Origin of the sequence: Streptomyces sp. NBC_01092, from assembly GCF_045039535.1 — a bacterium.
Classification (GTDB): domain Bacteria; phylum Actinomycetota; class Actinomycetes; order Streptomycetales; family Streptomycetaceae; genus Streptomyces.
This window is the reverse complement of sequence record NZ_CP108659.1, coordinates 1,739,057-1,764,375: the sequence shown is the minus strand read 5'-3', so window position 1 is coordinate 1,764,375 and position 25,319 is coordinate 1,739,057. Positions and strand designations below refer to the sequence as shown.

27 protein-coding genes and 1 riboswitch are annotated in these 25,319 nt (G+C 71.9%); of the genes, 14 read left to right on the top strand and 13 right to left on the bottom strand.

Annotated elements, in window-relative coordinates; all coding sequences use genetic code 11:
• Positions 1-148: 148 nt before the first annotated feature.
• The gene (locus OG254_RS07685) at positions 149-607 is read left to right on the top strand and encodes an ATP-binding protein (protein WP_351195549.1); all 459 of its coding nucleotides are present in this window, start codon (positions 149-151) and stop codon (positions 605-607) included.
• Between the two features lie 4 nt (positions 608-611).
• Here the strand turns inward: OG254_RS07685 and OG254_RS07680 are convergent, their stop codons facing one another.
• Positions 612-1,538 (bottom strand): LysR family transcriptional regulator, encoded by a 927-nt coding sequence (locus OG254_RS07680; protein WP_351195548.1) that lies wholly within the window; start codon positions 1,536-1,538, stop codon positions 612-614.
• 103 nt (positions 1,539-1,641) lie between these two features.
• Here OG254_RS07680 and OG254_RS07675 point away from each other — a divergent pair, with 103 nt between their 5' ends.
• A complete protein-coding gene (locus OG254_RS07675; protein ID WP_405578717.1) occupies positions 1,642-2,256 on the top strand; it encodes a LysE family translocator in 615 nt (204 codons plus the stop codon).
• Between the two features lie 53 nt (positions 2,257-2,309).
• On the opposite strand, the gene OG254_RS07670 is transcribed toward OG254_RS07675, so the two are convergent.
• The 3 genes from OG254_RS07670 to OG254_RS07660 all read right to left on the bottom strand — a co-directional run bounded on the left by OG254_RS07670 (position 2,310) and on the right by OG254_RS07660 (position 4,290).
• The gene (locus OG254_RS07670) at positions 2,310-2,783 is read right to left on the bottom strand and encodes a C40 family peptidase (protein WP_351195544.1); all 474 of its coding nucleotides are present in this window, start codon (positions 2,781-2,783) and stop codon (positions 2,310-2,312) included.
• A gap of 3 nt (positions 2,784-2,786) precedes the next feature.
• A riboswitch (cyclic di-AMP (ydaO/yuaA leader) is annotated at positions 2,787-2,996 on the bottom strand.
• Between the two features lie 342 nt (positions 2,997-3,338).
• A complete protein-coding gene (locus tag OG254_RS07665; protein WP_405578714.1) occupies positions 3,339-3,647 on the bottom strand; it encodes a hypothetical protein in 309 nt (102 codons plus the stop codon).
• A gap of 7 nt (positions 3,648-3,654) precedes the next feature.
• Positions 3,655-4,290: an ATP-dependent Clp protease proteolytic subunit gene (locus tag OG254_RS07660; RefSeq protein WP_405578711.1), complete on the bottom strand. Its 636-nt coding sequence runs from the start codon at positions 4,288-4,290 to the stop codon at positions 3,655-3,657.
• A gap of 69 nt (positions 4,291-4,359) precedes the next feature.
• Between OG254_RS07660 and OG254_RS07655 the strand changes: the two genes are divergently transcribed.
• Complete coding sequence (locus tag OG254_RS07655; protein ID WP_405578709.1) at positions 4,360-4,638, top strand: type II toxin-antitoxin system Phd/YefM family antitoxin; 279 nt, start codon at positions 4,360-4,362, stop codon at positions 4,636-4,638.
• A gap of 81 nt (positions 4,639-4,719) precedes the next feature.
• Here the strand turns inward: OG254_RS07655 and OG254_RS07650 are convergent, their stop codons facing one another.
• Positions 4,720-5,736, bottom strand: coding sequence for an ABC transporter permease (locus OG254_RS07650; protein ID WP_405578706.1), 1,017 nt, complete (start codon positions 5,734-5,736; stop codon positions 4,720-4,722).
• A 108-nt stretch (positions 5,737-5,844) separates the two neighbouring features.
• Between OG254_RS07650 and OG254_RS07645 the strand changes: the two genes are divergently transcribed.
• From OG254_RS07645 to OG254_RS07615, 7 genes are all read left to right on the top strand, one after another.
• Entirely contained in the window at positions 5,845-6,492 is a 648-nt protein-coding gene (locus tag OG254_RS07645) for a TetR/AcrR family transcriptional regulator (RefSeq protein WP_405578703.1), read from the top strand.
• 114 nt (positions 6,493-6,606) lie between these two features.
• Positions 6,607-6,909: an urease subunit gamma gene (locus OG254_RS07640; protein WP_147997413.1), complete on the top strand. Its 303-nt coding sequence runs from the start codon at positions 6,607-6,609 to the stop codon at positions 6,907-6,909.
• Between the two features lie 11 nt (positions 6,910-6,920).
• Positions 6,921-7,232 carry an urease subunit beta gene (locus OG254_RS07635; protein WP_405578699.1) on the top strand — a complete coding sequence of 104 codons (312 nt, stop codon included), beginning with the start codon at positions 6,921-6,923 and terminating at the stop codon, positions 7,230-7,232.
• Positions 7,225-8,946, top strand: coding sequence for an urease subunit alpha (locus tag OG254_RS07630; protein WP_405578696.1), 1,722 nt, complete (start codon positions 7,225-7,227; stop codon positions 8,944-8,946). The genes OG254_RS07635 and OG254_RS07630 overlap by 8 nt, the downstream gene beginning before the upstream one ends.
• 13 nt (positions 8,947-8,959) lie before the next feature.
• A complete protein-coding gene (locus OG254_RS07625) occupies positions 8,960-9,634 on the top strand; it encodes an urease accessory protein UreF (RefSeq protein WP_405578694.1) in 675 nt (224 codons plus the stop codon).
• Between the two features lie 170 nt (positions 9,635-9,804).
• Complete coding sequence (gene ureG, locus OG254_RS07620; protein WP_405578691.1) at positions 9,805-10,482, top strand: urease accessory protein UreG; 678 nt, start codon at positions 9,805-9,807, stop codon at positions 10,480-10,482.
• On the top strand, positions 10,479-11,243 hold the full coding sequence (locus tag OG254_RS07615; RefSeq protein WP_405578688.1) for an urease accessory protein UreD: 765 nt from the start codon (positions 10,479-10,481) through the stop codon (positions 11,241-11,243). Before ureG ends, OG254_RS07615 begins: the two co-directional genes overlap by 4 nt.
• 25 nt (positions 11,244-11,268) lie before the next feature.
• On the opposite strand, the gene OG254_RS07610 is transcribed toward OG254_RS07615, so the two are convergent.
• The 6 genes from OG254_RS07610 to OG254_RS07585 form a co-directional block, all read right to left on the bottom strand.
• Complete coding sequence (locus tag OG254_RS07610) at positions 11,269-12,006, bottom strand: 1-acyl-sn-glycerol-3-phosphate acyltransferase (protein ID WP_147997417.1); 738 nt, start codon at positions 12,004-12,006, stop codon at positions 11,269-11,271.
• A gap of 322 nt (positions 12,007-12,328) precedes the next feature.
• Positions 12,329-13,561: a PP2C family protein-serine/threonine phosphatase gene (locus OG254_RS07605; protein ID WP_405578686.1), complete on the bottom strand. Its 1,233-nt coding sequence runs from the start codon at positions 13,559-13,561 to the stop codon at positions 12,329-12,331.
• Between the two features lie 76 nt (positions 13,562-13,637).
• Positions 13,638-16,112 carry a SpoIIE family protein phosphatase gene (locus OG254_RS07600; RefSeq protein WP_405578683.1) on the bottom strand — a complete coding sequence of 825 codons (2,475 nt, stop codon included), beginning with the start codon at positions 16,110-16,112 and terminating at the stop codon, positions 13,638-13,640.
• A gap of 186 nt (positions 16,113-16,298) precedes the next feature.
• A complete protein-coding gene (gene rocD / locus OG254_RS07595) occupies positions 16,299-17,516 on the bottom strand; it encodes an ornithine--oxo-acid transaminase (RefSeq protein WP_405578680.1) in 1,218 nt (405 codons plus the stop codon).
• Complete coding sequence (gene ddaH, locus OG254_RS07590; protein ID WP_351194112.1) at positions 17,513-18,325, bottom strand: dimethylargininase; 813 nt, start codon at positions 18,323-18,325, stop codon at positions 17,513-17,515. Before ddaH ends, rocD begins: the two co-directional genes overlap by 4 nt.
• 142 nt (positions 18,326-18,467) lie before the next feature.
• On the bottom strand, positions 18,468-18,977 hold the full coding sequence (locus OG254_RS07585) for an Lrp/AsnC family transcriptional regulator (protein ID WP_351194114.1): 510 nt from the start codon (positions 18,975-18,977) through the stop codon (positions 18,468-18,470).
• Positions 18,978-19,065: 88 nt separating this feature from the next.
• Between OG254_RS07585 and OG254_RS07580 the strand changes: the two genes are divergently transcribed.
• Genes OG254_RS07580 through OG254_RS07565 form a run of 4 tightly spaced genes read left to right on the top strand, consistent with a single transcriptional unit; the run spans position 19,066 to position 23,157 of the window.
• The gene (locus OG254_RS07580) at positions 19,066-19,815 is read left to right on the top strand and encodes a LytR/AlgR family response regulator transcription factor (protein ID WP_405578676.1); all 750 of its coding nucleotides are present in this window, start codon (positions 19,066-19,068) and stop codon (positions 19,813-19,815) included.
• 2 nt (positions 19,816-19,817) lie between these two features.
• Positions 19,818-20,180: a hypothetical protein gene (locus OG254_RS07575; RefSeq protein ID WP_405578671.1), complete on the top strand. Its 363-nt coding sequence runs from the start codon at positions 19,818-19,820 to the stop codon at positions 20,178-20,180.
• Positions 20,181-20,201: 21 nt separating this feature from the next.
• The gene (locus OG254_RS07570; protein ID WP_405578669.1) at positions 20,202-21,914 is read left to right on the top strand and encodes a cation acetate symporter; all 1,713 of its coding nucleotides are present in this window, start codon (positions 20,202-20,204) and stop codon (positions 21,912-21,914) included.
• Between the two features lie 37 nt (positions 21,915-21,951).
• Positions 21,952-23,157 carry a sensor histidine kinase gene (locus OG254_RS07565; RefSeq protein WP_405578667.1) on the top strand — a complete coding sequence of 402 codons (1,206 nt, stop codon included), beginning with the start codon at positions 21,952-21,954 and terminating at the stop codon, positions 23,155-23,157.
• 3 nt (positions 23,158-23,160) lie between these two features.
• Here OG254_RS07565 and OG254_RS07560 read toward each other — a convergent pair whose 3' ends face one another.
• Together OG254_RS07560 and OG254_RS07555 are read right to left on the bottom strand one after the other, a co-directional pair.
• Complete coding sequence (locus OG254_RS07560) at positions 23,161-23,298, bottom strand: hypothetical protein (RefSeq protein WP_187284623.1); 138 nt, start codon at positions 23,296-23,298, stop codon at positions 23,161-23,163.
• A 45-nt stretch (positions 23,299-23,343) separates the two neighbouring features.
• Positions 23,344-25,302, bottom strand: a complete 1,959-nt coding sequence (locus OG254_RS07555) for a protein kinase domain-containing protein (RefSeq protein ID WP_405578665.1) — start codon at positions 25,300-25,302, stop codon at positions 23,344-23,346.
• Positions 25,303-25,319: the final 17 nt, after the last annotated feature.

Here is a 25,319-nt window from a genome sequence, read left to right as displayed (position 1 = left end):
AGCGACAGATATATGCATATCTTGGTGGATCGGCACTCTGACGGGCCTGGTAATGGCAGTCTGGCGACGAAGCACCAGTCCGGGACCGTACTCGAACCATCCGCCCCGTGTCGGACTGCGCTCCCGTTGGGAAAGGGACGACGTCGCCATGGCAGATCATCTGGAAGCATCCGTCACTCTGCCGAGCGATCCCGCTTCGGTCTGCGCGGCCCGGGCCTATGTGCTCACCACCCTCGCCGAGTGGGGACTGCCGCCCGACACGGAAATCGCCGACACCATCCGCCTGATCGTCTCCGAACTCACCACCAACGCCGTACAGCACACCCTGGGCCAGTCACCCACCTTCACGGTGGACCTCGTGCTCGACCGTGACGAACACCTGCGCATCGGCGTCACCGACAGCCACCCCCGCTTCCCCAAACGCCTCCCGGCCGCCGTGCAGCAGGACAATGGACGCGGGATGGTCATCATCCGCTGGCTGACCGCGGAGTGCGGCGGCAAGCTGAGAGTGCGCCCGACCCGCGAGGGCGGCAAGACCGTCTCCATCGAACTGCCGTGGACCGTGCCTGCCGCTCCGGTCGCCGCCGCCGCCCCGCAGGAGCCGTAGCCCCTCAGGCCTGCTGCGGCTGTCCCGACGAGCGGCCGAAGGTGCCGCGCAGCAGGGCCCGGAAGGCGTCCGCGGCGGGAGCCGCCTCGTCGACGCGATGGGCGACCGAGACCGTACGGCGCAACTGCCCGCCTTCCAGCGCGCGCACCCCGACCGGTGTGACCGACGTGCGCGCCACCATCTCCGGTACGACCGCGACCCCCAGCCCCGCACTGGCCAGCGCGCACACCAGGAGATAGCCAGGCGTCGGCACCAGCACTGACGGCGTGGCCCCCGCCCTGGCCAGCGCCGCCTCCACACCCCGCCGGGCCGGAGCGTCCGGCGCCATGCTGATCAGGGGCTGCCCGGCGAGCTCGGCCAGCGGCAGCCGTGCGGCGCCGCTCGTGAGGACGTGGCCCGGAGCAGACACCAGGACGAGCTCCTCGACGAGGATCGCCTCGATGCCGACGGAGGCGGGCAGCGCGGTCGGTTCCCCCGGCTCGTAGGTGTGGGTCAGCGCCAGGTCGACCTCGCCCGCCGCCACCGCGGCGACCCCGGCCGACGGCTCGTAGTCGGCGACCGTCAGCTCCACGTCCGGATGCGCCCGGCGGAACGCGCTGAGGGCCGGCGGCAGCAGATGGATGCCGGCCGTCTGGAAGGTGCCGAGCCGCAGCGTGCCGCCGGACAGGCCGGTCAGCAGGGCCAGCTCGTGCCGGGCCCGGTCGAGCTCGTCGAGCACCCGCCGCGCCCGGGCCACCAGCAGCTCGCCCGCACCCGTGAGCCGCGCCCCGCGGTGGTGCCGTACCAGCAGGGCCGTGCCCGCCTCGCGCTCCAGCTTGGCCAGCTGCTGGGAGAGCGCGGGCGTGGTGTAGCCGAGCCGCTCGGCGGCCCGGGTGATCGAACCCGCCTCAGCGACCGCCACCAGGGCGGCGAGCCGGATCGGGTCGAACATGCGGGCCCCTGTCTGTCTGAACCTCAGCCTTAAGCAATGCTTTATGGCTTCCCAGGATATTCGACATACCTGCTGAAGGCTTCCGCGCGGCACGCTGGGTGGCATGGACGCTCAGCTCATCGCCTTCACCGGGGTCTCCGCCGGCCTCGTCGCCATACCCGGGGCCGACTTCACCGTCGTCGTACGCAACGCCCTCGTCTCGCGCCGGGCCGGCTCCGCCTGCGCGCTCGGGATCGGGGCGGGGCTGCTGGTGCATGTGACGCTGGCGGTGGTGGGCGTCGCCGCGGTCCTGGCCGCCGTACCGGCGCTGTTCGGCGCGCTCCAAGTGGTGGGCGGCGTCTACGTGTTGTACCTGGGCATCCAGACGCTGCGGCAGCGGCACACCGAAGTGGTGGACACGCGGGAGGAGTCCACCGCGCGGCCGCTGCGGCAGGGCTTCGTGACCAACGCCCTCAACCCGAAGGCGTCCCTCACGTTCCTCAGCGTGCTGCCTCAGTTCGTGCCCGCGGGCTCTCCCGCGATGCCCAGGACGCTGCTGCTCGCCCTGATCGTGCTGGCGATCGCGCTGGTGTGGTTCCAGGTGGTCGCCCTGCTGGTGGACCGGCTCGGCAGGTGGCTGCGCCGGCCGCGGGCCGCTCGTGCGGTCACGCTCGCCACCGGCGCGGCGCTGACGGCCTTCGGCGCGGCTCTCCTCGCGGGGCCGCTGATGGCCGTCTGAGGCCCCGGGAACGGTGACGGCGGGTCAGGCCGCCGCCACCGCCCCCGGGAAGGTCACTTGACCCGGCCGTACCAGACGCTCCTCGTCCAGATCTTCTGGAGCTTCACGACGTCCCCGGTCTTCGGGGAGTGCCAGAGCTTTCCCTTCCCGGCGTAGATGCCGACGTGGTAGACGTACGACCCCGAGTGGAAGAACACCAGGTCCCCGGCCTTGCGGTTCTTGGCGGAGATGTGGCGCGTCTTGTTGTACTGCTGGGCCGCCGTGCGGGGCAGCTTCTTGCCCGCCTTCTTGTACGAGTACAGCGTGAGCCCGGAGCAGTCGAACCGGTTCGGCCCCGTGGCGCCCCACCTGTACGGGGAGCCCTTCTTCGAGGCCGCGATCTGAAGTGCCTTCGACGCCGGCGTGGCGGCCTCCGCCTCCGAGGCGAGGCCGGGCGCCACGATCGAGCCGCCCACAGCGGCGAGGGTCATGGCCGAGGCCGTACCGGCGCGGACCATGAGCGACGGGACACGATTGAGCGCAGTCATGCGCAACCCTTCGTCAGCCGCCTGTGAAGGATGACCTGTCGGATTCGGGCTGGCGAAGTTGCCCGGCCGCGTTGCCGCGGCTTCACCCCAAGGGTTGCTCGGATCGAACGAACGTCCGCTCCGGCGACCCGTCTTGCTCGGGTCCTCCACTCCTGCCGATCCACTCCGTCGACCGGTCATCCGGGAGGCGGCAGGACTCGGCGTCCGCCCGGACCGCCCCGCCGCTGCGGCGGGGGCTTGTCGTCAGTCAGGGATCTTGACGCACGAATGAACGAAATACCCAACGGAATCGGGGGTTTGTGGTGTTACTCACCACTCACCCGTTCGGGTGGGTACCGCCGTGTTCGAGGGGGTGTCCAGGGGGTCGAGGAGTCCCGGACCAGGGATGGAGTGCCTGATTCCGCCTGGGGGTCATGTCCGTTGCGCAACCCTGACGGGCGTACAAAAGTAGAACTGGCTACGCCGAACGGGGGTACGCCGTTTGGTCCGTTTCGGCTCAGCTCCGGACGCCTCGTCAGTGGGTCGGGGCGTCCGGAATCCGGGTCGTACGCGTCGTCAACTGTCGGAGCGCGGGGGCACCGTGACACGAGCCGTGCGGCGCTCTCCGTCCAGCACGCGCAACGCACGCGCCAGCGTGTGAGCGTGCAGCTCCGTCTCGCCCCGCTGGTGCATCAGCGCCAGCGCGTCCCGTAGCTCGGCCGCTCTGCTCACGAGCGCCTGCGCGGCACGCAGTCCTCGATAGGTATCGCCTTCCTGCGCCGGGTTGATCCGGCCGAGCAGGTCCACCACGTCGAGATAACGGTCGATCAACTCGCCCTCCGCACGGGTCAGTGCGGGCAGCGGAGGCAACTCGGGTGGAAGCACCGGCCGGTCACCGTCCCGTCGGCGGAGCGAGCGTGGCCTTGCGGCTCGGGACGATCCGGTCCACCAGCCCGTATTCCAGCGCCTCTTGGGCGTTCAGGATCTTGTCCCGCTCGATGTCGGCGGCCACTTGCTCGCGAGCGCGCCCGGTGTGCCGGGCGAGCATCTCCTCCAGGCGGGTGCGAACCCGCGTCAGTTCGTCCGCCTGGATCGCCAGATCGCTCGCCTGCCCCTCGACCGGCTCGGGCAGCGCCGGCTGATGGATCACCACCCGGGCCCCCGGCAGCGCGAACCGCTTGCCCGGGGTGCCCGCCGCCAGCAGCACGGCGCCGGCCGAGGCAGCCTGGCCCAGGCAGATCGTCTCCACGTCACAGGCGACGAACTGCATCGTGTCGTAGATCGCCGACATCGCACTGAACGAGCCGCCGGGCGAATTGATGTACAGCGAGATGTCCTGGTCGGGGTCCTTGTGCTCCAGGTACATGAACTGGGCCATCACGTCGTTCGCCGACGTGTCGTCGATCGGCGTGCCGAGAAAGACGATCCGCTCCTCCATCAGCTTCGAGTACGGATCCTGCGTCCTGACGCCTGAACTCGTGCGTTCGGTGAACTCGGGCAGTACGTAGCGGGCGGACGGTCGGGTCATGGCTCGCGCCTCCCTTGCCGGGGTGCCTGGAAAAAATGTACAGGACGTACATGACGTAATGTGGGGAGCATGGCCTACGAGATTCCGGTGACGCAAGCCAGGGCTGAGCTCGCCGACCTCATCAACCGCGTGGTGTACGGCGGTGAGCGCGTCCTCGTGACGCGCCACGGAAAGCCCCTCGTCGCCCTTGTCTCCGCCGCTGACCTGGAGCGACTCGACGCCCTCGACGCCCCCGTCGAGGACCAGGTGATCAGCGCGGTGGCCGGCGTCCGCGAGGTCGCGTCCGCTCCCCGCGAACGGCAGCGCTTCGGCATCACCGCGGAGCACCGGGGCTCGAACCCCTCCTAGCACCGGCTTCGGATACGACAAGACCGTGCACCCCCGTCCGCTACAGCGGGGGTGCACGGTCGGTTCGGTGTGCCCGGACGGTCAGCCGACGGTGGCAAGCTCCCGGTCGGTCGCGGGCTCGGTGCTCGTCCCGCGTGCCTTGAGCGCAGCCCCCAGCAGTACGGCGCCGAGGCCCAGCGCCGCCCACCAGGCCAGCGTCAGCGCCGGGCCGGTGGCCGCCGCGCCGTCGAAGAAGGACACCGAGCGCAGCAGGGTCGTGCCTGCGCCAGGCGGCAGCCACTGGCCGATCGCGCCGGCCGGCTCCGGCAGCATCTGAGGTGCCGAGGCCGCCCCGGAGAAGGGGTTGCCGATCAGCATGATCGTGGCCGCCATGATGCCGACACCGGCGGTGCCGACGAGGGCGGCGAGCCCCGCGACGGCCGCGCTCACGGCCAGTGTCGTCAGCCCGAGCACGCCGGCCTCCGCCCACCAGTCGCCGGAGAGCACCCCCAGCCAGCTGTGCGCGATCGACGCCGCGACCAGGCCGATCAGAGCGGCGACGCCGACCAGGGCTCCCACCGCGCGGATGCCGCGCAGCCCGAGCAGCGTCACCGCCGCACCCGCCGCCATGCCGGCCAGCGCGAGCGGCAGGACGCTGGAGTTCAGGGCCGCGCCACGCGGGTCGTTCGCGGGGGCGGGCACCACGTCGACGGTCTTGACCTGGGTGCCCTCGGCAGCGGCCTGTTGCCCCACCGCCTGCTGGAGCAACTGGGCGACGGCCGGGCTCGCCGCCGACGCGGTCAGCAGCTCCGGGCCCTGGGGCGTCACGACGACCGCGCCGTATACGGTCCGGTCCTCGATGGCGTCCCGGGCGGCGGCCTCGTCGGCGTAGCGGTGGATGTCGAAGGCGCCCTCGTGCCGGCTCAGTTGTTGCTCCACCTGGGCCGCGGCGGCGGTCGGCCCGGCCACGCCGAGCGGCAGATCGCGCGGGGCGGTGCGGGCGGCAGGCCAGGCGAACGCCCACAGGGCGAGGGCGGCGAGGAGGGGGACGAGGACGACGACCGCGATCAGGCGCCGGGGTGCGGTGTTCCCGGGCGGTGTAGCGGAGGGGGCGGACATGGAGTCTCCAAAGCTCTAAAAAGAAGGATCGTTCGTTTTACTGTGCTCCCCACCGTGCGGCGGATGGCGCTCCTTGTCAAGAAGGAATGTTCGTTTTACTTTGGGACCATGGCCCGCGTATCCCAGGAACACCTAGACGCCCGCCGCCGGCAGATCCTCAACGGCGCCGCGCGCCTCTTCGCGCGCAACGGCTTTCACGCCACGTCCATGCAGGACGTGCTGAAGGAGGTCGATCTCTCGGCCGGGGCCGTGTACCGCTACTTCAGCGGGAAGGACGAGCTGATCGCCGCGATCGTCAAGGACGTGCTCGGCGAGATCCGCGCCTCCTTCGAGGACGTCGTCCGGCAGAGTCCGCCCCCGCCGCCGGACCGTCTGGTGGGAGCGGTCCTGGGCCGGACGCTCAACGTGTACTCGTCCCTCAGTGAGGAGGGGGAATCGGTCCTGCCGCCGCTGATCATGCAGGTCTGGGCGGAGACCGTGCGGAACGAGGAGCTGGCCGCCGTCCTGGCCGAGGTGTACACGACCTTGCGGGAGGCCTGGGGGCGGGCCGTCGAGGCGTATCAGGACGCCGGGATGATGTCGCCGGACATCCCCGCGGACCATGTGGCGCGCACCATGATCGCCACCGTGCAGGGGTTCATCGCCCAGCAGGCCCTGTTCGGAGGGGCCCCGGTCGAGGTCCTCCAGGACGGTCTGCGGGCCCTGATGAGCATGGGCGACGACCGCGCCGTAACCGATGGGTCACAGCTTGGTTAACTTGCCTGAAACGCGGTCCAACTAGCGTGCCGATCCATGCCACCAGGGACATTGCCCCGTGGCCAGCGGCAACCGGGCCCCGCACGGTCCGGAGCGAGGACTGTGAGGTGGGACGTGCAACTGACCCCGCACGAGCAAGAGCGGCTGCTCATCCACGTGGCGGCGGACGTCGCCGAGAAGCGCCGGGCCCGCGGGCTGAAGCTCAACCACCCCGAGGCGGTCGCGCTCATCACCTCGCACATCCTCGAAGGCGCCCGTGACGGCCGTACGGTCGCCGAGCTCATGTCCTCCGGACGCAAGCTGCTCACCCGCGACGACGTCATGGACGGCATCCCCGAGATGATCCACGACGTCCAGGTCGAGGCGACCTTCCCGGACGGCACGAAGCTCGTCACCGTCCACGACCCGATCGTGTGAAGGAGGCCTCGATGATTCCCGGAGAGATCCTGCTCGCCGACGGCCCGATTGCGTACAACCAGGGCCGTGAGGTCACCCGGCTGACCGTCCTCAACGCCGCCGACCGGCCCGTCCAGGTCGGCTCCCACTACCACTTCGCCGAGGCCAACCCCGGTCTGGACTTCGACCGTGACGCCGCCCGCGGCAAGCGGCTCAACGTCGCCGCCGGCACCGCCGTGCGCTTCGAGCCCGGCATCCCCGTCGACGTCGAACTCGTCCCGCTCACCGGCGCGCGTGTCGTGCCCGGACTGCGCGGGGAGACCGGAGGTGCCCTCGATGCCTGAGCTCTCCCGTGCCGCGTACGCCGACCTGTTCGGCCCGACGACCGGTGACCGTATCCGGCTCGCCGACACCGACCTGCTGGTCGAGATCGAGGAGGACCGTTCCGGCGGGCCCGGACTCGCCGGGGACGAGGCCGTGTTCGGCGGTGGCAAGGTCATCCGCGAGTCCATGGGACAGTCCCGGGCCACGCGCGCCGAAGGCACCCCGGACACCGTCATCACCGGCGTCGTGATCATCGACCACTGGGGCATCGTCAAGGCCGACGTCGGCATCCGTGACGGCCGGATCACGGGCATCGGCAAGGCGGGCAACCCCGACACCATGGACGCGGTGCACCCGGACCTCGTCATCGGCCCCGAGACCGAGATCATCGCGGGCAACGGGCGGATCCTCACCGCCGGCGCCATCGACGCGCACGTCCACTTCATCTGCCCCCAGATCGCCGACGAGGCGCTCGCCTCGGGCATCACCACGCTGGTCGGCGGCGGCACCGGACCCGCCGAGGGCTCCAAGGCGACCACCGTGACGCCCGGCCCCTGGCATCTGGCCCGGATGCTGGAGGCGATGGAGGGCCACCCCGTCAACTTCGGCCTGCTGGGCAAGGGCAACACCGTCTCCCACGAGGCGATGCTGTCCCAGATCCGCGGCGGCGCGCTCGGCCTCAAGCTGCACGAGGACTGGGGCACCACCCCGGCCGCCATCGACGCCTCGCTGACCGTCGCCGACCAGACCGGCATCCAGATCGCCATCCACACGGACACGCTGAACGAGGCCGGCTTCGTCGGTGACACGCTGGCCGCCATCGCCGGACGCGGCATCCACGCCTACCACGCCGAGGGCGCGGGCGGCGGGCACGCGCCGGACATCATGAGCGTCGTCTCCGAGCCGCACGTGCTGCCCAGCTCGACCAACCCGACCCGGCCGTTCACCGTCAACACCGCCGAGGAACACCTCGACATGCTGATGGTGTGCCACCACCTCAACGCGGCGGTGCCCGAGGACCTCGCCTTCGCCGAGTCGCGGATCCGGCCGTCGACGATCGGCGCCGAGGACATACTCCACGACCTCGGCGCGATCTCGATCATCTCGTCGGACTCGCAGGCCATGGGGCGCGTCGGCGAGGTCGTCATGCGGACCTGGCAGACCGCCCATGTGATGAAGCGGCGGCGCGGTGCGCTGCCGGGGGACGGGCGGGCCGACAACCGGCGGGTACGGCGGTATGTCGCCAAGTACACGATCAACCCCGCACTCGCGCAGGGCCTCGGCCGGGAGATCGGCTCCGTGGAGCGCGGCAAGCTCGCCGACCTGGTGCTGTGGGAGCCGGCGTTCTTCGGGGTCAAGCCGCAACTCGTCATCAAGGGCGGGCAGATCGCCTACGCGCAGATGGGCGACGCCAACGCGTCCATCCCGACGCCGCAGCCGATCCTGCCCCGGCCGATGTTCGGCGCCATCGGGCGGGCGCCTGCCTCGAACTCGGTCAACTTCGTCGCCCCGCTCGCGATCGAGGACGGGCTGCCGGAGCGGCTCCAGCTCGGCAAGCGGTTCGTGGCGATCGAGTCGACGCGCGGGGTCACCAAGGCCGACATGTTGGAGAACGACGCGCGGCCCGACGTGCGGATCGATCCCGACAGCTTCGCCGTGCACATCGACGGGGAGCTGGTGGAAGCCACTCCTGCCGCCGAACTGCCCATGGCCCAGCGGTACTTCCTGTTCTGAAAGCTGGGTTCCCATGTCACGGGCAGCACTTCTCGTCCTTGCCGACGGCCGCTTTCCCGCCGGAGGGCACGCGCACTCCGGCGGGGCGGAGGCGGCCGTCAAGGCGGGGCGGATCTCCGGGGCCGCGAGCCTGGAGGACTTCTGCCGGGGGCGGTTGCATACGGCGGGGCTGGTCGCGGCCTCGCTCGCCGCGGCGGCCGCGGTCGGGGTCGATGCCGGAGCGTTGGACGAGGCGGCTGACGCCCGTACGCCGTCGCCAGCGTTGCGGGTGGCCGCGCGCAAGTTGGGACGGCAGTTGATGAGGGCCGCTCGGGCCACGTGGCCGTCCGGTGAGCTGGATGAGCTGGCTCGGCGGTTTCCCAAGGGGGCGCATCAGCCGGTTGTGCTGGGGGTCGTCGCTCGGGCTGCGGGGTTGGGGGCCGTGGAGGCGGCCTACTGCGCGGCTTACGAGAGTGTGAGTGGGCCGGCGAGTGCGGCGGTGCGGTTGCTGAGTCTTGATCCGTTCGACGCCACGGGGGTGCTGGCGCGGTTGGCGCCGGAGTTGGACCGGGTGGTGGATCGGGCGGTGGAGGGGGCTCGGCGTGTCGTCGGGGGTGGGGTCGACGAGTTGCCTGCGGGGTCCGGGCCGTTGCTGGAGATCGGGGCGGAGGTGCATGCGGCTTGGGCCGTGCGGTTGTTTGCGTCCTGAGGGATTTTCGCCCCCGCCGCCCCTACCCATTCCCATCCCCAGGGGCTCCGCCCCTTCGACCCCAGCCAGGGGGCTCCGCCCCCTGGACCCCGCTCCTCAAACTCCCCCAAGCTCGTCGAGCAGGGGGGACCCCCAGAGGGGCTGGAATACCGCATCATTAGGAGCCGACCATGCACCTCGACCACTCCCACGACGGCCCCTCCGCCCTCAGTGCCGACGCTCGCCGTGCCGATGGGTCCCGGCGTGCGCTGCGTATCGGGCTCGGGGGGCCCGTCGGGTCCGGGAAGACCGCCACCGTTGCCGCGCTGTGCCGGGCGCTGCGTGCGAAGTTGTCTCTCGCCGTCGTCACCAACGACATCTACACGCGTGAGGACGCCGAGTTCCTGCTGCGGGAGGCCGTGTTGCCGCCTGAGCGGATCACCGCCGTGGAGACGGGGGCGTGTCCGCACACCGCGATCCGGGACGACATCTCCGCGAACCTGGAAGCCGTCGAGGACCTGGAGGACGAGGTCGGGCCGCTCGACCTCATCCTCGTCGAGTCCGGCGGGGACAACCTCACCGCCACCTTCTCCAAGGGGCTCGTCGACGCGCAGATCTTCGTGATCGACGTGGCCGGGGGTGACGACATTCCGCGCAAGGGCGGGCCGGGGGTGACCACCGCCGACCTGCTCGTCGTCAACAAGACCGACCTCGCGCCGTACGTCGGCTCCGACCTGGCGCGCATGGCGGCCGACGCCAAGGCGCAGCGGGCCGAACTGCCCGTCGTCTTCCAGTCGTTGCGGAGCGAGCCCGGGGTTGCCGACGTCGCCGCGTGGGTGCGGGAGCGGCTCGTGGCGTGGACGGCATGACGACCACGGTCGGTGGGGTGCGGGCGCACGCGCGGATCGGCGCCCGGGACGACGGGCGGGGCGGTACGTCGCTGCCCGTGCTCGACGGCGACGGGCCGCTGGCGCTGCGCCGGACCCGGGGCAGCGCAGACGAGGCGCGGGTCGTGCTCGTCGGTGCGATGAGCGGGCCGCTCGGCGGTGACCACTTCACCGTCGAGGCGGACGTGGCCGACGGCGCCCGGCTGCGTGTCGGGTCGGCGGCCGCCACGATCGCGCTGCCGGGACAGAGCAAGGGCGAGGCCCGCTACGACGTACGGCTGTCCGTGGCGGACGGGGGTGAACTGCACTGGCTGCCCGAGCAGTTGATCTCGGCGCGGGGGAGCGATCTGCAGGTCACGACCCACGTCGACGTGGGTGCGGCGGGGCGGCTCGTGCTGCGTGAGGAGCAGGTTCTCGGGCGGGTGGGGGAGCAGCCCGGGCGACTCGCGAGCCGGATCCGCTTGCGGGTCGCGGGGCGCGTGGTGCTGGACCAGGAGCTGGCCTACGGGCCCGGTGCGCCGGGTGGCTGGGACGGGCCCGCCGGGCTCGGCGGGTTTCGGGCCGTCGGGCAACTCGTCGTCGTACGCCCCGAGTTCGGTCACGCTCCGGTGGCGGCCCGGGTGCTGGGGGAGAACTCCGCTGTGCTGCCCCTCGCCGGGCCCGCCGTCCTGGTGAGCGCGGTGGCGGCGGACGCGCTGCGCCTGCGCCGGCTGCTCGACGAGGCGCTCGACCTCCTCGGCTGAGCGCCGGCGTCGCGGTCCGCCCACGTCAACTGATGGGCAGCCTGGGGAACTTGCGCTGCTTGTCCACCTTGGCCGCCTTGGCTGCCTCGGCCTCCTCGGCCTTGACGACAGCGGCGTACTGGTCGACGTACTCCTGCTCGGACAGCGTCAGGATCGCGTACATGATCTCGTCGGTGATGGCGCGCAGGATCGCCTTCTCGTTCTCCATGCCGGCGTAGCGGGAGAAGTCGAGGGGCTTGCCGAAGCGGATCTTCACCGGGTGGAGGTTGGGGATGACCTTGCCGGGCGGCTGGGCCTCGAACGTGCCGATCATCGCGCAGGGGATGACCGGGACCTCGGCCTTGAGTGCCATCACGGCGACACCGACCTTGCCCTTGTAGAGGCGGCCGTCGTGCGAGCGGGTGCCCTCGGGGTAGATGCCGAGGAGTTCGTCCTTGCTCAGCACTCCGAGCCCCTCGCGGATCGCGGCCTGGCCCGCCTCCTTGCCGGTGCGGTCGACCGGGATCTGGCCGGCGCTGCGGAAGAACGCCGCGGTGAGGCGGCCCCTGATGCCCGGGCCGGTGAAGTACTCCTTCTTGGCCAGGAAGGTGATACGCCGCTTGAGGATGGCCGGCATCAGGAAGTGGTCGGAGAACGAGAGGTGGTTGCCGGCGACGATGGCCGCGCCCGTGGCCGGTACGTGCTCAAGACCTTCGATCCGGGGCCGGAAGACCAGTCTCAGCAGCGGTCCCAGCAACACGTATTTGAGGACGTAGTAGAACAAAGGGGCGCTCCTCACTCGGGGGAATCAGCTCGGGCCGCCGCGTTCTGGCAGGTCAACCAGCGTGCCGTGGGGCTGCCAGTGTAGGCGCAGGGGTGAGCCGCCGGAACCGGGCCGGGCCGGACCTGTTCCGGCTCATGCCGACCCTCCTGACTGGGTGTCAGGCAGATGGTTGGCGGCGTCGTTTGCGGGTGGGGAGAACCGCCTGACCAGCCTGGTGTCCGGAACGGGTGCCCGGCAAGCCGATGGCCGGGTTTGGCGTGATCACGATCGCCGGGTGGCAGGTGACCCGTCCTTGCCGGGTGCCGTCGCCTCTGCCGGCCCGTCACAGACGGACGATGATCAGCGCCGTGTCGTCGGTCGCGCCGCCCGGCGGCAGCAGCTCCAGCAGGACGGCGTCGGCGAGGTTCTCCGGGTCGTCGGTGCGATGGCGGACGAGGGAGTCGGCGAGGCGGGCCAGTCCGGTGTCGATGTCCTCGCGACGGCGTTCGACCAGGCCGTCCGTGTACAGAGCGAGGGTGGCGCCGTCGGTGTAGGCGGTGACCGCCTGCGGTCTCGGGACCGGATCGGGGCGTGCGTCCAGCGGCGGGTCCGTGGCCTGGTCGAGGAACTCCACCCGGCCGTCGGGATGGACCAGGGCGGGCGGCGGATGGCCCGCGCTGCTGTAGGTGACGGTGCGGGCGTCGAAGTCGATGAACGTCGTGACCGCGGTGGCCGATTCGGCGCCGTCGACGACATGGGCGTAGCGGCCCAGGACGTCCAGCGCCTGGGCGGGGCCGTCGGCGACTCGGGAGGCGGCGCTGAGCGCGCTGCGCAGCTGGCCCATCACGCCGGCCGCTTCCAGGCCGTGCCCGACCACGTCGCCCACGGAGACGCCGATGCGGTTGCCGCCGACCAGGTCGACGAGGTCGTACCAGTCACCGCACACGTTCAGCGCGCCGAGCGCGGGCCGGTAGCGCACGGCGGCCCGGCGGGTGCGCACCTGCCGGCGCGGCGGCAGCATCGCCTCCTGCAGGGTGAGGGCCACCTGGCGCTCGCGGGCGTGGGACTGCCGCAGCCGTTCGTTGACCTCCTGGAGCTCCCGGGCCCGCGTGTACAGCTCGGCCTCCAGGACCCGCGCCCGGCTGTTGCCGGCCGTGGCGCCGCGCAGGCGGATGAGTTCGGTGACCTCCTCCACCCGGTGCACCAAGAGCGCCACCTTCCCGTCGGGGCCGAGGATCGGCGCGTTGACCGGGCTCCAGTAGCGCTCCTCCCACTCGCCGGGGCGCATCGGATCCTCGACGTCGTAGCGCTGCAGCGCCATGGCGTCGCGCTCGCCGGTGGCCACCACGCGCAGCAGCGACGCCTGGAGGTTGCGCATACCGGTGGCGGTGTCGTCGGTGGGGTTGTCGGGGAAGACGTCGAAGAGGTACCGGCCCACCAGCTCCGCGCGGGTGCGGCCCGACAGGCGCTGGAAGTCCGCGTTGGCATCGACGTAGACCAGCTCCGGGGTCAGCAGCGCCACCATCCCGGGCAGGCCTTGGAAGATCGCCTTGTAGTCGACCGCCGTCTCTTTCATGGCTCCCGCCTCACCACCGGGATCTGACCCGTTTTCCACGCCGTGCGGCGTATCTCTCGATGTGCTACAGCTGTGCCTATTCGTCAGGTTGGAGCGAGGGATCCGTGAGGGGCTGCTCGGCCCAGATGATCTTCCCCTCGGGGACGAAGCGGGTGCCCCAGCGCTGGGTGAACTGGGACACCAGCAGCAGCCCGCGGCCGCCCTCGTCCGTGGTGCGCGGATGGCGCAGGTGCGGGGCGGTCGCGCCGCCGTCGAAGACCTCGCAGACCAGCGCGCGCTCCCTGATCAGGCGCACCCGGATGGGACCGGCGGCGTACCGGATCGCGTTGGTGACCAGCTCGCTGACCACCAGTTCCGTCGTGAACGCCAGCTCGTCCAGGCCCCACTCCGCCAGCATCCGGGCGGCCGTCTTACGGGCGTCGGCGACGGCCGCCGGGTCCGCGGGCAGGTCCCAGTCGGCGACCTGCTCGGTGCCGAGCACCCGGGTGCGGGCCATCAGCAGGGCCACGTCGTCGTACGGGCGGGCCGGCACCAGGGCGTCCACCACGGCCCGGCACTGCACGTCGAGCGTGTCCGTAGGCCGCTCCAGAGCCCGCCGCAACCGGTCCCGGTCGGTGTCCACGGACCAGTCGTCCTCGCCCCGCGCCAGCAGCCCGTCGGTGTGCAGGGCGAGCGTGCTCCCGGGCGCCAGGGCCAGCTCGACCGCCTCGAACGGGGGGCCGCCCACCCCGAGCGGCGCTCCCTGCGGAAGATCCACGAACGAGACCTCGCCGTCGGGCAGCACGACAGCGGGCGCCGGATGCCCCGCGGCCGCCATGGTGCACTGCCCGTCGACCGGGTCGTAGACGACGTACAGGCATCCCGACCCCACCGACTGGGCGATCGCGTCCTCCTCCGTGCCCGACTCGACGCCCTCCTCGCGGGCCGACCGCGCGACCAGGTCGTCGAGGTGGGCGAGCACCTCCTCGGGCGGCAGATCCAGCGCGGCGAGGGTCCGTACGGCGGTCCGCAGCCGTCCCATCGCCGCGGCGGCGTCGATGCCGTGCCCGGGCACCTCGCCCACCACCAGCGCGACGCGCCCGCCGGACAGCGTGATCAGGTCGTACCAGTCGCCGCCGAGGCCGGTCAGCTCGTCGGCCGGGCGGTAGCAGGCGGCGACCTCCACCGCGTCCTGCTCGGGCAGCCGGTGCGGGAGCAGGCTGCGCTGCAGGACCAGCGCGGCGTCGCGCTCGCGGGTGTAGCGGCGGGCGTTGTCGACGCAGACGGCCGCGCGTGAGACCAGGTCCTCGGCCAGGGTCAGGTCGTCCTCGTCGAAGGCGTCCTGGCGGCGGTGCCGGAAGAAGGTGGTGACGCCGAGAATGACACCCCGCGCGCGGATCGGCACGATCATCACGCTGTGCAGCCCCAGCTCCAGGAAGGTCGCCGCCCGGCCGCCGGATATCCCGGTGGCCCAGTCCTTGGCGAGCGGGTCGAGACGCGCCTCACGCCAGGGCAGGCCCGTCGTCAGCACCCGGATCGGCGGGGATCCGGCGACATAGGAGGCCACGTCACCGACGGCGAAGGTCGCCTCCGGCGCGTTCTCGTGCACCGACTGCTGCCCTGCGCGGCGCAGCGGTACGTCGGTCGGGTCGACCGGCGGCCCGGCGCTGAGCTCGGCGCCCGCCAGCACCGGTTCCAGCAGGTCCACGGAGACGAAGTCGGCGAACGTCGGGACCACCACGTCGGACAGCTCCTGCGCGGTCTGCATGATGTCCAGGCTGCGGCCGATGTGCTCGCCGGCCCGGTCGAGCAGGTCGAGGCGCTGCCGGGCGCGATGCCGCTCGCTGACGTCGACGACGGTGTAGTAGACGCCCATCGGGTGGCCGTGTTCGTCCTCGAGCCGGGTGAACGACATCATGTGCGCCGTCTCCCGGTGCGGCGCGGACCGCACCAGACCCACGTGCTCGTAGCCCACCACCGGCTCACCGGTCTCCAGGACATGACGCATCTGCGCCTCGATCGACCGGGAGTTCAGACCCGGTTGCACGTCCGCCAGCCGCCTCCCCAGCCGCGTCCTCGCCGGGCCGCCGCCGAACTGCTCCAGGGCGGCGTTCGACCACACGTACCGCAGATCCGTGTCCACGATCGCTATCCCGACGGGGGACCCGCTGACCATCTGCTCCAGTACGGGCCGGCTCATCGCCCAGCCCGGGGCGTCGGCCATCTCGGACAGCAGCACCAGCCAGCGTGACGGCCCGGGCGCCTCCTGGGCCGAGGTGACCCGCACCATGACCCTGACCTGCTCACCGCCCCTGCGCGCCGCCGTCAGCAGTCCCGACCAGCCGCCGTCCCTGCGGCACCGCCGCCCGAGATCGGGCACCCGCAAGGCGTCCTCGGGCGCCAACAGGTTCCCGGCCTTCCCGCCCACCACCTCGGCGGCGGAGTACTTCAGCAGCCGCTGCGCATCCCTGGTCCAGCCGGTCACCCGCCCCTGCGCGTCGAGCAGCAGAGCCGCGGCGTCCGCCACGTCGAACCACTGCCGGGCAACGCCCTGCTCCTCGTAAGTGCCCACGGCCGACCTCTCTGTCGCTGAGAGCGGTCTACCACCTCTTGTCCCCATCTTCACCCTTCCGCTCACACCTGCCTCTTTGTGGAGGGCCGCGCGTGTGCGGGGCAGGGGTGAGCGGGGCGCTCGCACCGGACGCCGACAGCCCGGCCCCCACGCGCGCGGGGAACCGGGCTGCCGGGCGTCGGGCTCTTACCCCAGGACCTTCTCCAGCGCCCCCAGCGCCTCCGTCAGCTCCTCTGCAGTGATCGTCAGCGGGGGAGCGAGACGGATCGTGGAGCCGTGGGTGTCCTTCACCAGGACTCCCTCGCGCATCAGGCGCTCGCTGATCTCGCGGCCCGTGCCGACCGCCGGGTCGACGTCGACGCCCGCCCACAGACCCCGCGCGCGGAAGCCGACGACGCCCTTGCCGAGCAGCGCCGACAGACCGCCGCGCAGGACCACGCCCAGCTCGGCGGCCCGGCGCTGGAACTCGCCCGTCTCCAGCAGCTCGACCACCGCCATGCCGACCGCGGCGGCCAGCGGATTGCCGCCGAACGTCGAGCCGTGCTCGCCCGGCCGCAGCACGCCGAGCACCTCCCGGCGGCCCACCACCGCCGACACCGGCACGATGCCGCCGCCCAGCGCCTTGCCGAGCAGCAGCAGGTCCGGCACCACCGACTCGTGCTCGACGGCGAGCGTCCGGCCCGTGCGGCCGAGGCCCGACTGGATCTCGTCCGCGATGAACAGGCAGCCCTTGCGGCTGGTCAGCTCGCGCACCCCGGCCAGATAGCCCTGGTCCGGGATGAGCACGCCCGCCTCGCCCTGGATGGGCTCAAGCAGCACCGCCGCCGTCGTGTCGTCGACGGCCGCCTCCAGCGCCGCCAGGTCGTTGTACGGCACGATCCGGAAGCCCGGCGTGAAGGGACCGAAGCCCTGCCGCGCGGTCTCGTCCGTGGAGAAGGACACGATCGTCGTCGTACGGCCGTGGAAGTTGTCCGCGGCCACCACGATCGTCGCCTGATCGGCCGGGACGCCCTTCACCTCGTACGCCCACTTGCGGGCCACCTTGATGCCGCTCTCCACGGCCTCGGCGCCCGTGTTCATCGGCAGCACCATGTCCAGGCCCGTCAACGCGGCGAGCCGCTCGGCGAACCCGGCCAGCTTGTCGTTGTGGAAGGCGCGGGAGGTCAGCGTCAGCCGGTCGAGCTGCGCGTGCGCCGCCTCGATCAGCGTCGGGTGGCGGTGGCCGAAGTTCAGGGCCGAGTAGCCGGCCAGCATGTCGAGGTAGCGGCGGCCCTCCACGTCCTCCACCCAGGTGCCCTCGGCACGGGAGATGACCACCGGCAGCGGGTGGTAGTTGTGCGCCAGGACGGGTTCCTCGGCGCGGATCAGATCGGCGGAGAGACGGGTCTGCGCGGGCGCTGTCATGAGCGGATCTCCTGGGTGCAGCACTTGATGCCGCCGCCGGCCTTGCGGAACTCCGACAGGTCGACGGGGACGGGGACATAGCCGCGCTCGTCCAGCCGGGCGGCGAGGGCCTCGGCCTGGGGCGCGATGAAGACATGACGGCCGTCGGAGACGGAGTTCAGGCCGAAGGCCGCCGCGTCGTCGCGGGTCGCGTGCACCGCGTCCGGATACAGCCGCGCGAGCACCTCACGGCTGCCCGCTGAGAACGCCTCCGGGTAGTAGGCGATGTTGTCGTCGTCGAGCACGAACAGCGCCGTGTCCAGGTGGTAGAAGTACGGGTCCACCAGCGTCAGGCTGATCACCGGGTGACCGAAGAACTCCTGCACCTCACGGTGCGCCTCACGCGTGGTGCGAAAGCCGGTGCCGGCGAGCACATAGCGGCCCGTCCACACCAGGTCGCCCTCGCCCTCGCACACGGACTCGGGCCGGTACACGTCGAAGCCCGCCGTCTTGAACCACGTCTCGTAGTGCGTGGACTCGGGGCGGCGCTCGGGCGCGTGGAAGAGGGAGCCGAAGACACGGCCGCCGACGACGACCGCGGAGTTCGCGGCGAACACCATGTCGGGGAGACCGGCGACCGGCTCCAGCGTGTCGACCGCGTGGCCATGGGTGCGGTAGGCGCGGATCAGCGACTGCCACTGCTCCCGGGCCAGGTCGACGTCGACCTGGACGTCGGGCTGCATCCAGGGGTTGATCGCGTACTGCACGGCGAAGTGTCTGGGTTCGCAGACCAGGAAGCGCCGCCGGCGCGGCACACGGGTTTCGGGCACAGAGGGGTTCCTCCGCTTCCTACGGTGTCGATAAGGATTGATTCAAAGGTAGGAAGCGACGCCCACGAGCGACAAGAAACAAGAATTGCGTGTCCACGCAGGAACGCTGCGTCTTTGGCCGCGCAGACGCACGACTGATGCGTCACCACCCCCAGGACCCGGAGTCCTCCTCCTGAATGGCCTGGGTGGCACCCGCCTCCGGACTCTCCGGGATCAGATGGGACAGCACCATCACGCTGATCGTCTTCCGGATGAACGGCTCGACGCGAATGCGCTCCAGCACCTCCTCGAAGTGCTCCACGTCCCGCGCCCGCACATGCAGCAGCGCGTCCGCGCCCCCGGTCACCGTCATCGCCGCGGTGATCTCCGGATGGTTGCGGACCACCTCCGCCAGCCGCCGCGGCGGCGCCGCGCCCTCGCAGTACACCTCGACGTACGCCTCCGTACGCCAGCCCAGCGCGTACGGCTTGACCGTGGCCGTGAACCCGGTGATCACGCCCGTCTCGCGCAGCCGGTCCACGCGCCGCTTCACCGCCGTGGCCGACAGTCCGACGCTCGTGCCGATCTCGGCGAAACTCGTCCTGGCGTTCGCCATCAGAGCCGTGATGATCTTCCGGTCGAGGTCGTCGAAGGGGGCCGCGCCGCTGTTCATGAGGGCACTGTAAGCGGCACGGCACCCAGCGCAGACGTCAACGCAGAGCACATGTCCAGGCGTGCCCATTGCTCTTACACTCCCGTTCATGCTGCGCGCCCTGGCTGTCGACGACGAACGCCCCTCGCTGGAGGAGCTGCTCTACCTCCTGAACGCCGACCCGCGCGTCGGCAGCGCGGAGGGCGCCGGCGACGCGACCGAGGCGCTGCGCCGCATCAACCGCGCCCTGGAGTCGGGACCTCACGGCCCGGAGTCGATCGACGTCGTCTTCCTCGACATCAACATGCCCGGCCTGGACGGCCTGGACCTCGCCCGGCTGCTCACCGGCCTCGCCAAGCCGCCGCTCGTCGTGTTCGTCACCGCCCACGAGGACTTCGCCGTCCAGGCCTTCGACCTCAAGGCCGTCGACTACGTCCTCAAGCCCGTGCGCAAGGAGCGCCTCGCGGAAGCCGTCCGCCGCGCCGCCGAGCTCCGCGACGCCGGCCCCCGAATACCCGTGAGCGAACCCGACCCCGACCACATCCCGGTCGAGCTGGGCGGCGTGACCCGCTTCGTCTCCGTCGAGGACATCACCCACGTCGAGGCCCAGGGCGACTACGCCCGCCTGCACACCGACAAGGGCAGCCACCTCGTCCGCATCCCCCTGTCGACCCTGGAGGAGCGCTGGCGCTCCCGCGGCTTCGTCCGCATCCACCGCCGCCATCTCGTCGCCCTGCGCCACATCGGCGAACTCCGCCTGGACGCGGGCACCGTCAGCGTCATGGTCGGCGCCGAGGAACTCCAGGTCAGCCGCCGCCACGCACGCGAGCTGCGCGATCTGCTGATGAGGAGGCCGTAGCCGTGCCGAACCAGGACCCCACCGAGCGCCGTGTCGTCGTCACCGGCCCGCCGCGCCGCAGCCGCCCCGCCTCCGGCTACTACCGCCCCCGCACCGAGATCGACGAGCAGACGACCCTCGGCCACACCTACGTACGGTCGCTGATGCGCACCCAGCTCCGCGCCGGCCTGGCCGTGCTCGCGGTCCTCGGCCTGCTCATCGGCCCCCTGCCGCTGCTGTTCGCCGCCATGCCGGACGCCCGCGGCCTGGAATGGCTGGTCCTCGGCTTCTGCCTCTACGCCCCCCTGGTCCTCCTCGCCCGCTGGTATGTGCGGCGCGCCGAACGCAACGAGCGGGACTTCGTCCGTCTCGTCGAAGACCGCTGAGCCCGAGGAACCGATGCGACCGTGAACTACAGCTACGCCGTCCCCGCCGTCGCCCTCGTCGTCCTCGCGACCGTCCTCGTCGGCGCCTTCGGCCTGCGCATATCCCGCACCACCTCCGACTTCTACGTCGCCTCCCGCACCGTCGGTCCCCGCCTCAACGCGGCCGCGATCAGCGGCGAGTACCTCTCCGCCGCCTCCTTCCTCGGCATCGCCGGCCTGGTCCTCGTGCAGGGTCCCGACATGCTCTGGTACCCGGTCGGCTACACCGCCGGATATCTCGTCCTGCTGCTGTTCGTCGCGGCCCCGCTGCGCCGCTCCGGCGCCTACACCCTCCCCGACTTCGCCGAGGCCCGCCTGTCCTCCCAGGCCGTGCGACGACTGGCGGGCGCGTTCGTCGTCGGCACCGGCTGGCTGTATCTGCTGCCCCAACTCCAGGGCGCCGGACTGACGCTCACCGTCCTGACGGGCGCCCCCGACTCGCTCGGCGGACTGATCGTGGCGGTCGTCGTGGTCGCCATCGTCGCCGCGGGCGGCATGCGCTCCATCACCTTCGTGCAGGCCTTCCAGTACTGGCTCAAGCTGACCGCCCTGCTCGTCCCCGCCCTCTTCCTGATCCTCGCCTGGCAGGGCGACGGCGCCCCCCGCCGGGCCTTCGACGAACCGGCGACCTTCCGCGAACAGAGCGTCGTGCGCGTCGACGACAGCATCAAGCTGAAGCTCGACCGGCCGCTCGCCGTCACCGCGACCGGCGCCATCGACGGCCGCAGCCACGAGGACGACAAGCTCGAACTCCCCGCCGGCACCCATCACATCGAGGCCGGCACCCGTCTGACCTTCGCCAAGGGCGCCGAGGTCCCCGAACGTGACCGCAGCGCGAGCGGCGGCCTGTCCCCCTCGCAGGCCGAAAGCCGCGGCGAGCGCCCGCTGTACGCCACGTACGGACTGATCCTCGCCACCTTCCTCGGCACCATGGGCCTGCCGCACGTCGTCGTCCGCTTCTACACCAGCCCGCACGGCGTCGCCGCCCGCCGCACCACGGTCGCCGTGCTCGGCCTGATCGGCGCCTTCTACCTGCTGCCCCCGATCTACGGCGCCCTCGGCCGCCTGTACGCCCCCGAACTCACCCTCACCGGCGACGCCGACGCGGCCGCACTCCTGCTGCCCGACCGCATGATCGGCGGCCTCGGCGGCGACCTGCTCGGCGCGCTGGTCGCCGGCGGCGCCTTCGCCGCGTTCCTGTCCACGGCATCGGGCCTGACCATGGCCGTCGCGGGCGTGCTCACCCAGGACGTCCTCCCGTCCCGCGGCGTCCGGCACTTCCGGCTCGGCACCGTCCTCGCCATGGCCGTCCCGCTCGCCGCGAGCGCCCTGGTCGGCGGACTGCCGGTGGCCGACGCGGTGGGCCTCGCCTTCGCCGTGTCGGCGTCCTCCTTCTGCCCGCTGCTCGTCCTCGGCATCTGGTGGCACCGGCTCACCCCGCCCGGCGCCGCCGCCGGGATGCTGGTGGGCGGCGGCTCCGCGCTGCTCGCCGTCGCGGCGACGATGGCCGGCTTCCCGGGCTCCGGCGCCCTGCACGCGCTGCTCGCCTGGCCCGCGCTCTGGTCGGTGCCGCTGGCCTTCCTCACCATGATCGTGGTGTCCCTGGCCACCCCGAGCCGGGTGCCGCCCGGAACAGCGGCGATCCTGGCCCGGTTCCATCTGCCGGAGGAACTGCGGACGGAGGCGAAGGCATGAGGCGTCACATCGCCGGACGGCGTGAGGCGGTGCCGGCATGAGCGGATTCCTCGCCGGCCTGTGCGTGGCGATCCTGCCGCTGCTCGCCGCCGGCTTCTGGCTCGGCCGGCGCACCGCCCGCCCCCAGAACCTCGGCGACCTCGGCACCCCCGTCGAGCACGCCACCTTCGAGACCCTGCACACCGCCTCCCTCGCCGCGCCCCCGCTGCGCGCCGGACTCACCGAGGAGACCGCCCGCAAGTCCGCCCGCCGGCTGCGCTCGCTCCTCGGCACCGACGCGCTGTGCCTGACGGACGAGAAGGACGTCCTCGTCTGGGACGGGGTGGGCGGCCATCACCGTACGGAGATCATGCAACTCCTCGCAGGCCCCCTGGAGTCGGGCCGCGGCGAGGCCTTCCCGCTCACCTGCGGCGCCCCCGACTGCCCGGTGCGCTGGGCCGTCGTCGCCCCGCTCACCGTCGACGACCGTGTCCACGGCGCCCTCGTCGCCTGCGCGCCCCGCGAGTCGGCGGTACTGGTGCGGGCGGCCGGCGAGGTGGCCCGCTGGGTCTCCGTGCAGCTGGAGCTGGCCGACCTCGACCGGTCCCGCACCCGGCTGATCGAGGCGGAGATCAAGGCACTGCGGGCCCAGATCTCCCCGCACTTCATCTTCAACTCGCTCGCGGTGATAGCCAGCTTCGTGCGCACCGACCCCGAGCGCGCCCGCGAACTGCTCCTGGAGTTCGCCGACTTCACCCGCTACTCCTTCCGCAGGCACGGCGACTTCACCACCCTCGCCGACGAACTCCACGCCATCGACCACTACTTGGCGCTGGTGCGGGCCCGCTTCGGTGACCGTCTCTCGGTGACCCTCCAGATCGCCCCCGAGGTGCTGCCGGTCGCCCTGCCCTTCCTGTGCCTGCAGCCGCTCGTCGAGAACGCGGTCAAGCACGGCCTGGAGGGCAAGGCCGACAAGTGCCAGATCCAGATCACCGCACAGGACGCGGGCGCCGAGGCCCTCGTCGTCATCGAGGACGACGGCGCCGGAATGGACCCCGTCCTGCTGCGCCGCATCCTCGCGGGCGAGGACAGCCCGTCGGGCGGCATCGGACTGTCGAACGTCGACGACCGGCTCCGCCAGGTCTACGGCGACAACTACGGCCTCGTCATCGAGACCGCCCCGGGCGCGGGCATGAAGGTGACCGCCCGGCTGCCGAAGTACCAGCCGGGCGTGCACTCCGCCGGGCGACTCACCCGGGAGTGAGGCTCAGCTGCCGCGACTGGCCACCATCCCCAGCGTGATCAGACCCAGCACCACCCACCCGAACCACAGCCAGCCATTGCTCCCGAGCGCCACCGTGTAGGCCGTCACCACGACGAGGCCGCCCAGGGTGAGCACTCCCATTGCCTTCGTAGAACCGTCCGTAGAACCGGGCATCGCAACACCCTCCTAGGGTTCGTCCCCCTCCATGGTGCCCCCGTTCTGCTTCCGGACGGTGCACACGACGAAATGGGTGCCGTTCTTCCAGGCCCCCTCGCTCGTCCAGGAGCCCGCCGTGTACACGGAAGGATCGAATCCGTAGTCGCGCGGCGGCACCTGACGGGCACACGCGGCGTCGGACTCGGTGCGCGCCTCGCTCATCGTGACGTCGGCGCCCAACCGGGTGAACCCGAGCACCTGCTCGTCGTGCCGCCCCGCGCAGGACACCAGACGGGCGTCCCGGTGGGAGCGCACGTCCAGACAGTCCCGCCGCTGCATGGTCGCCGTGTCCGCGAAGGCCACCCCCGGCCTGCGATGCTCGCCCAAGGGCCCGTACACCGGTCCGTGCGCGCCCAGCACCAGACAGGCCGTACGCCGCCCGGCCGCCTCGAACCCCTCCTCGGTCGGTACGACGGCGAAGCTGCGGACGTCCGCGAGCCGCCCGCGAAGCTCCTCGGTCCGCTCCTCGCACGCCGCGGGCCCGTCCTGCCGCGCCTCGGCGGCGGACGCGGACGCGACGAACGCGACCACCTGCCCGTCGGGAGCCTTCTGTCCGCAACTGGCGTCCAGACTCAGCCGCGGCGTGCCCTTGAAGGCGGCTGTGCCGGACCAGTCGGCGAGCACACAGTCCCCGTCCTCCAGCGGATCACCGAGTCCTACGGCGCTGCCGTACGGCCGCTGCGTCCCGCCGGTGTCCGACTGCCGGGACATGGCGTACCAGACGCCGGTGCCCGCGAGTGCCAGCCCGAGCAGGCCGGCGAGGACCGCGTGGAGGACGCGGGGGCGGGTCCGCTGCCCTTCCCCCGGCCCGGAACCGAAGCCCACCGGTCCACCGGGAGGCGGGGGCAGCGAACCGGAGGGCGGTCCGCTCGCCGGGCCCGGGCCCGGTGGCGGTACGTCCGGGCGTCCGGACGGGGGACTGAAGCCGTGGGCGCCGCCCGGCCGACCGGACACGGGCAGCGAGCCGAACCCCGCCACGTCGGGCACGGGTCCCGGAGGCGGCGCACCACCCCAGTGCGGCTGCGAACCGACGTCGGTCTGCGTCCGTGCGTACGCGTCGGCCTCCGGAGTCACGATCCGTGACAGTGCCGCCTCCGCCTGCGCGGCCGGCATCCGCCGCGCCGGGTCCTTCTCCAGCAGCGCCCACAGGACGGGACCCAGCGCCCCGGCCCGCCCGGCCGCCCGGGGCTCCTCCATGACCACCGCGGTCAGCTCCGCCAGATGCGACTCTCGGTCGAAGGGACCCCGGCCCTCGACGCCGTGGTACAGCGTGCAGCCCAGCGAGAACAGATCGGTGGCCGGCGTGGGCGCCCCGCCCGTGACCCGCTCCGGCGCCAGATAGCCCGACGTGCCCACGAGCACCGACGCCAGCGTGTACCGCGTCTCACCGGTGTCCGGCTGCACCGAGATGCCGTAGTCGGTGAGCAGCACCCGTCCGTACGGCGCCCCGGTGCGGTCCGGCGCCAGCAGGATGTTCGCCGGTTTCACGTCCCGGTGCATGACGCCCCGCTCGTGCCCCGCGGTCAGCGCGTCCAGCACGGCGAGCCCGATGCGGGCGCACTCGGCGGGCGCCAGCGGGCCGCGCCGGGCGACCAGGTCGCGCAGGTTGACGGCGCCCTCCACGTACTCCATGACGATCCACGGCAGCCCGTCGTGCTCCAGCACGTCGTGCACGGTCACCACATGTGGATGCCCGCGCAGCCCCGCCGCGTGCCGGGCCTCGGCACGGGCACGGGCCACCCGCGCCTCGCGCTCGTTGGCCTCGGCCGGGTCCCGGAACACGATCTCCTTGAGCGCGACCTCGCAGGCGAGTCTCTGGTCGTGGGCGAGCCAGACATGGCCCATGCCACCGCTGCCGAGCCGGTTCAGCAGCAGATAGCGGCCGGCGATGACCCGGCCCACTCCCGACGTCGGTGATCCTGAAGGCATCCGGTGACTCCCGGTTC

Bases quoted from the DNA above. Each gene is read 5' to 3' on its own strand.
- OG254_RS07565 (WP_405578667.1), top strand. From the start codon at position 21,952: ATGAGCGGATTCCTCGCCGGCCTGTGCGTGGCGATCCTGCCGCTGCTC.
- OG254_RS07555 (WP_405578665.1), bottom strand. From the start codon at position 25,302: ATGCCTTCAGGATCACCGACGTCGGGAGTGGGCCGGGTCATCGCCGGC.
- OG254_RS07685 (WP_351195549.1), top strand. From the start codon at position 149: ATGGCAGATCATCTGGAAGCATCCGTCACTCTGCCGAGCGATCCCGCT.
- OG254_RS07625 (WP_405578694.1), top strand. From the start codon at position 8,960: ATGTCACGGGCAGCACTTCTCGTCCTTGCCGACGGCCGCTTTCCCGCC.
- OG254_RS07585 (WP_351194114.1), bottom strand. From the start codon at position 18,977: ATGAACAGCGGCGCGGCCCCCTTCGACGACCTCGACCGGAAGATCATC.
- OG254_RS07675 (WP_405578717.1), top strand. From the start codon at position 1,642: ATGGACGCTCAGCTCATCGCCTTCACCGGGGTCTCCGCCGGCCTCGTC.
- OG254_RS07655 (WP_405578709.1), top strand. From the start codon at position 4,360: ATGGCCTACGAGATTCCGGTGACGCAAGCCAGGGCTGAGCTCGCCGAC.
- OG254_RS07615 (WP_405578688.1), top strand. From the start codon at position 10,479: ATGACGACCACGGTCGGTGGGGTGCGGGCGCACGCGCGGATCGGCGCC.
- OG254_RS07650 (WP_405578706.1), bottom strand. From the start codon at position 5,736: ATGTCCGCCCCCTCCGCTACACCGCCCGGGAACACCGCACCCCGGCGC.
- rocD (WP_405578680.1), bottom strand. From the start codon at position 17,516: ATGACAGCGCCCGCGCAGACCCGTCTCTCCGCCGATCTGATCCGCGCC.
- OG254_RS07635 (WP_405578699.1), top strand. From the start codon at position 6,921: ATGATTCCCGGAGAGATCCTGCTCGCCGACGGCCCGATTGCGTACAAC.
- OG254_RS07560 (WP_187284623.1), bottom strand. From the start codon at position 23,298: ATGGGAGTGCTCACCCTGGGCGGCCTCGTCGTGGTGACGGCCTACACG.
- OG254_RS07660 (WP_405578711.1), bottom strand. From the start codon at position 4,290: ATGACCCGACCGTCCGCCCGCTACGTACTGCCCGAGTTCACCGAACGC.
- OG254_RS07605 (WP_405578686.1), bottom strand. From the start codon at position 13,561: ATGAAAGAGACGGCGGTCGACTACAAGGCGATCTTCCAAGGCCTGCCC.
- OG254_RS07680 (WP_351195548.1), bottom strand. From the start codon at position 1,538: ATGTTCGACCCGATCCGGCTCGCCGCCCTGGTGGCGGTCGCTGAGGCG.
- ureG (WP_405578691.1), top strand. From the start codon at position 9,805: ATGCACCTCGACCACTCCCACGACGGCCCCTCCGCCCTCAGTGCCGAC.
- OG254_RS07630 (WP_405578696.1), top strand. From the start codon at position 7,225: ATGCCTGAGCTCTCCCGTGCCGCGTACGCCGACCTGTTCGGCCCGACG.
- OG254_RS07645 (WP_405578703.1), top strand. From the start codon at position 5,845: ATGGCCCGCGTATCCCAGGAACACCTAGACGCCCGCCGCCGGCAGATC.
- OG254_RS07670 (WP_351195544.1), bottom strand. From the start codon at position 2,783: ATGACTGCGCTCAATCGTGTCCCGTCGCTCATGGTCCGCGCCGGTACG.
- OG254_RS07580 (WP_405578676.1), top strand. From the start codon at position 19,066: ATGCTGCGCGCCCTGGCTGTCGACGACGAACGCCCCTCGCTGGAGGAG.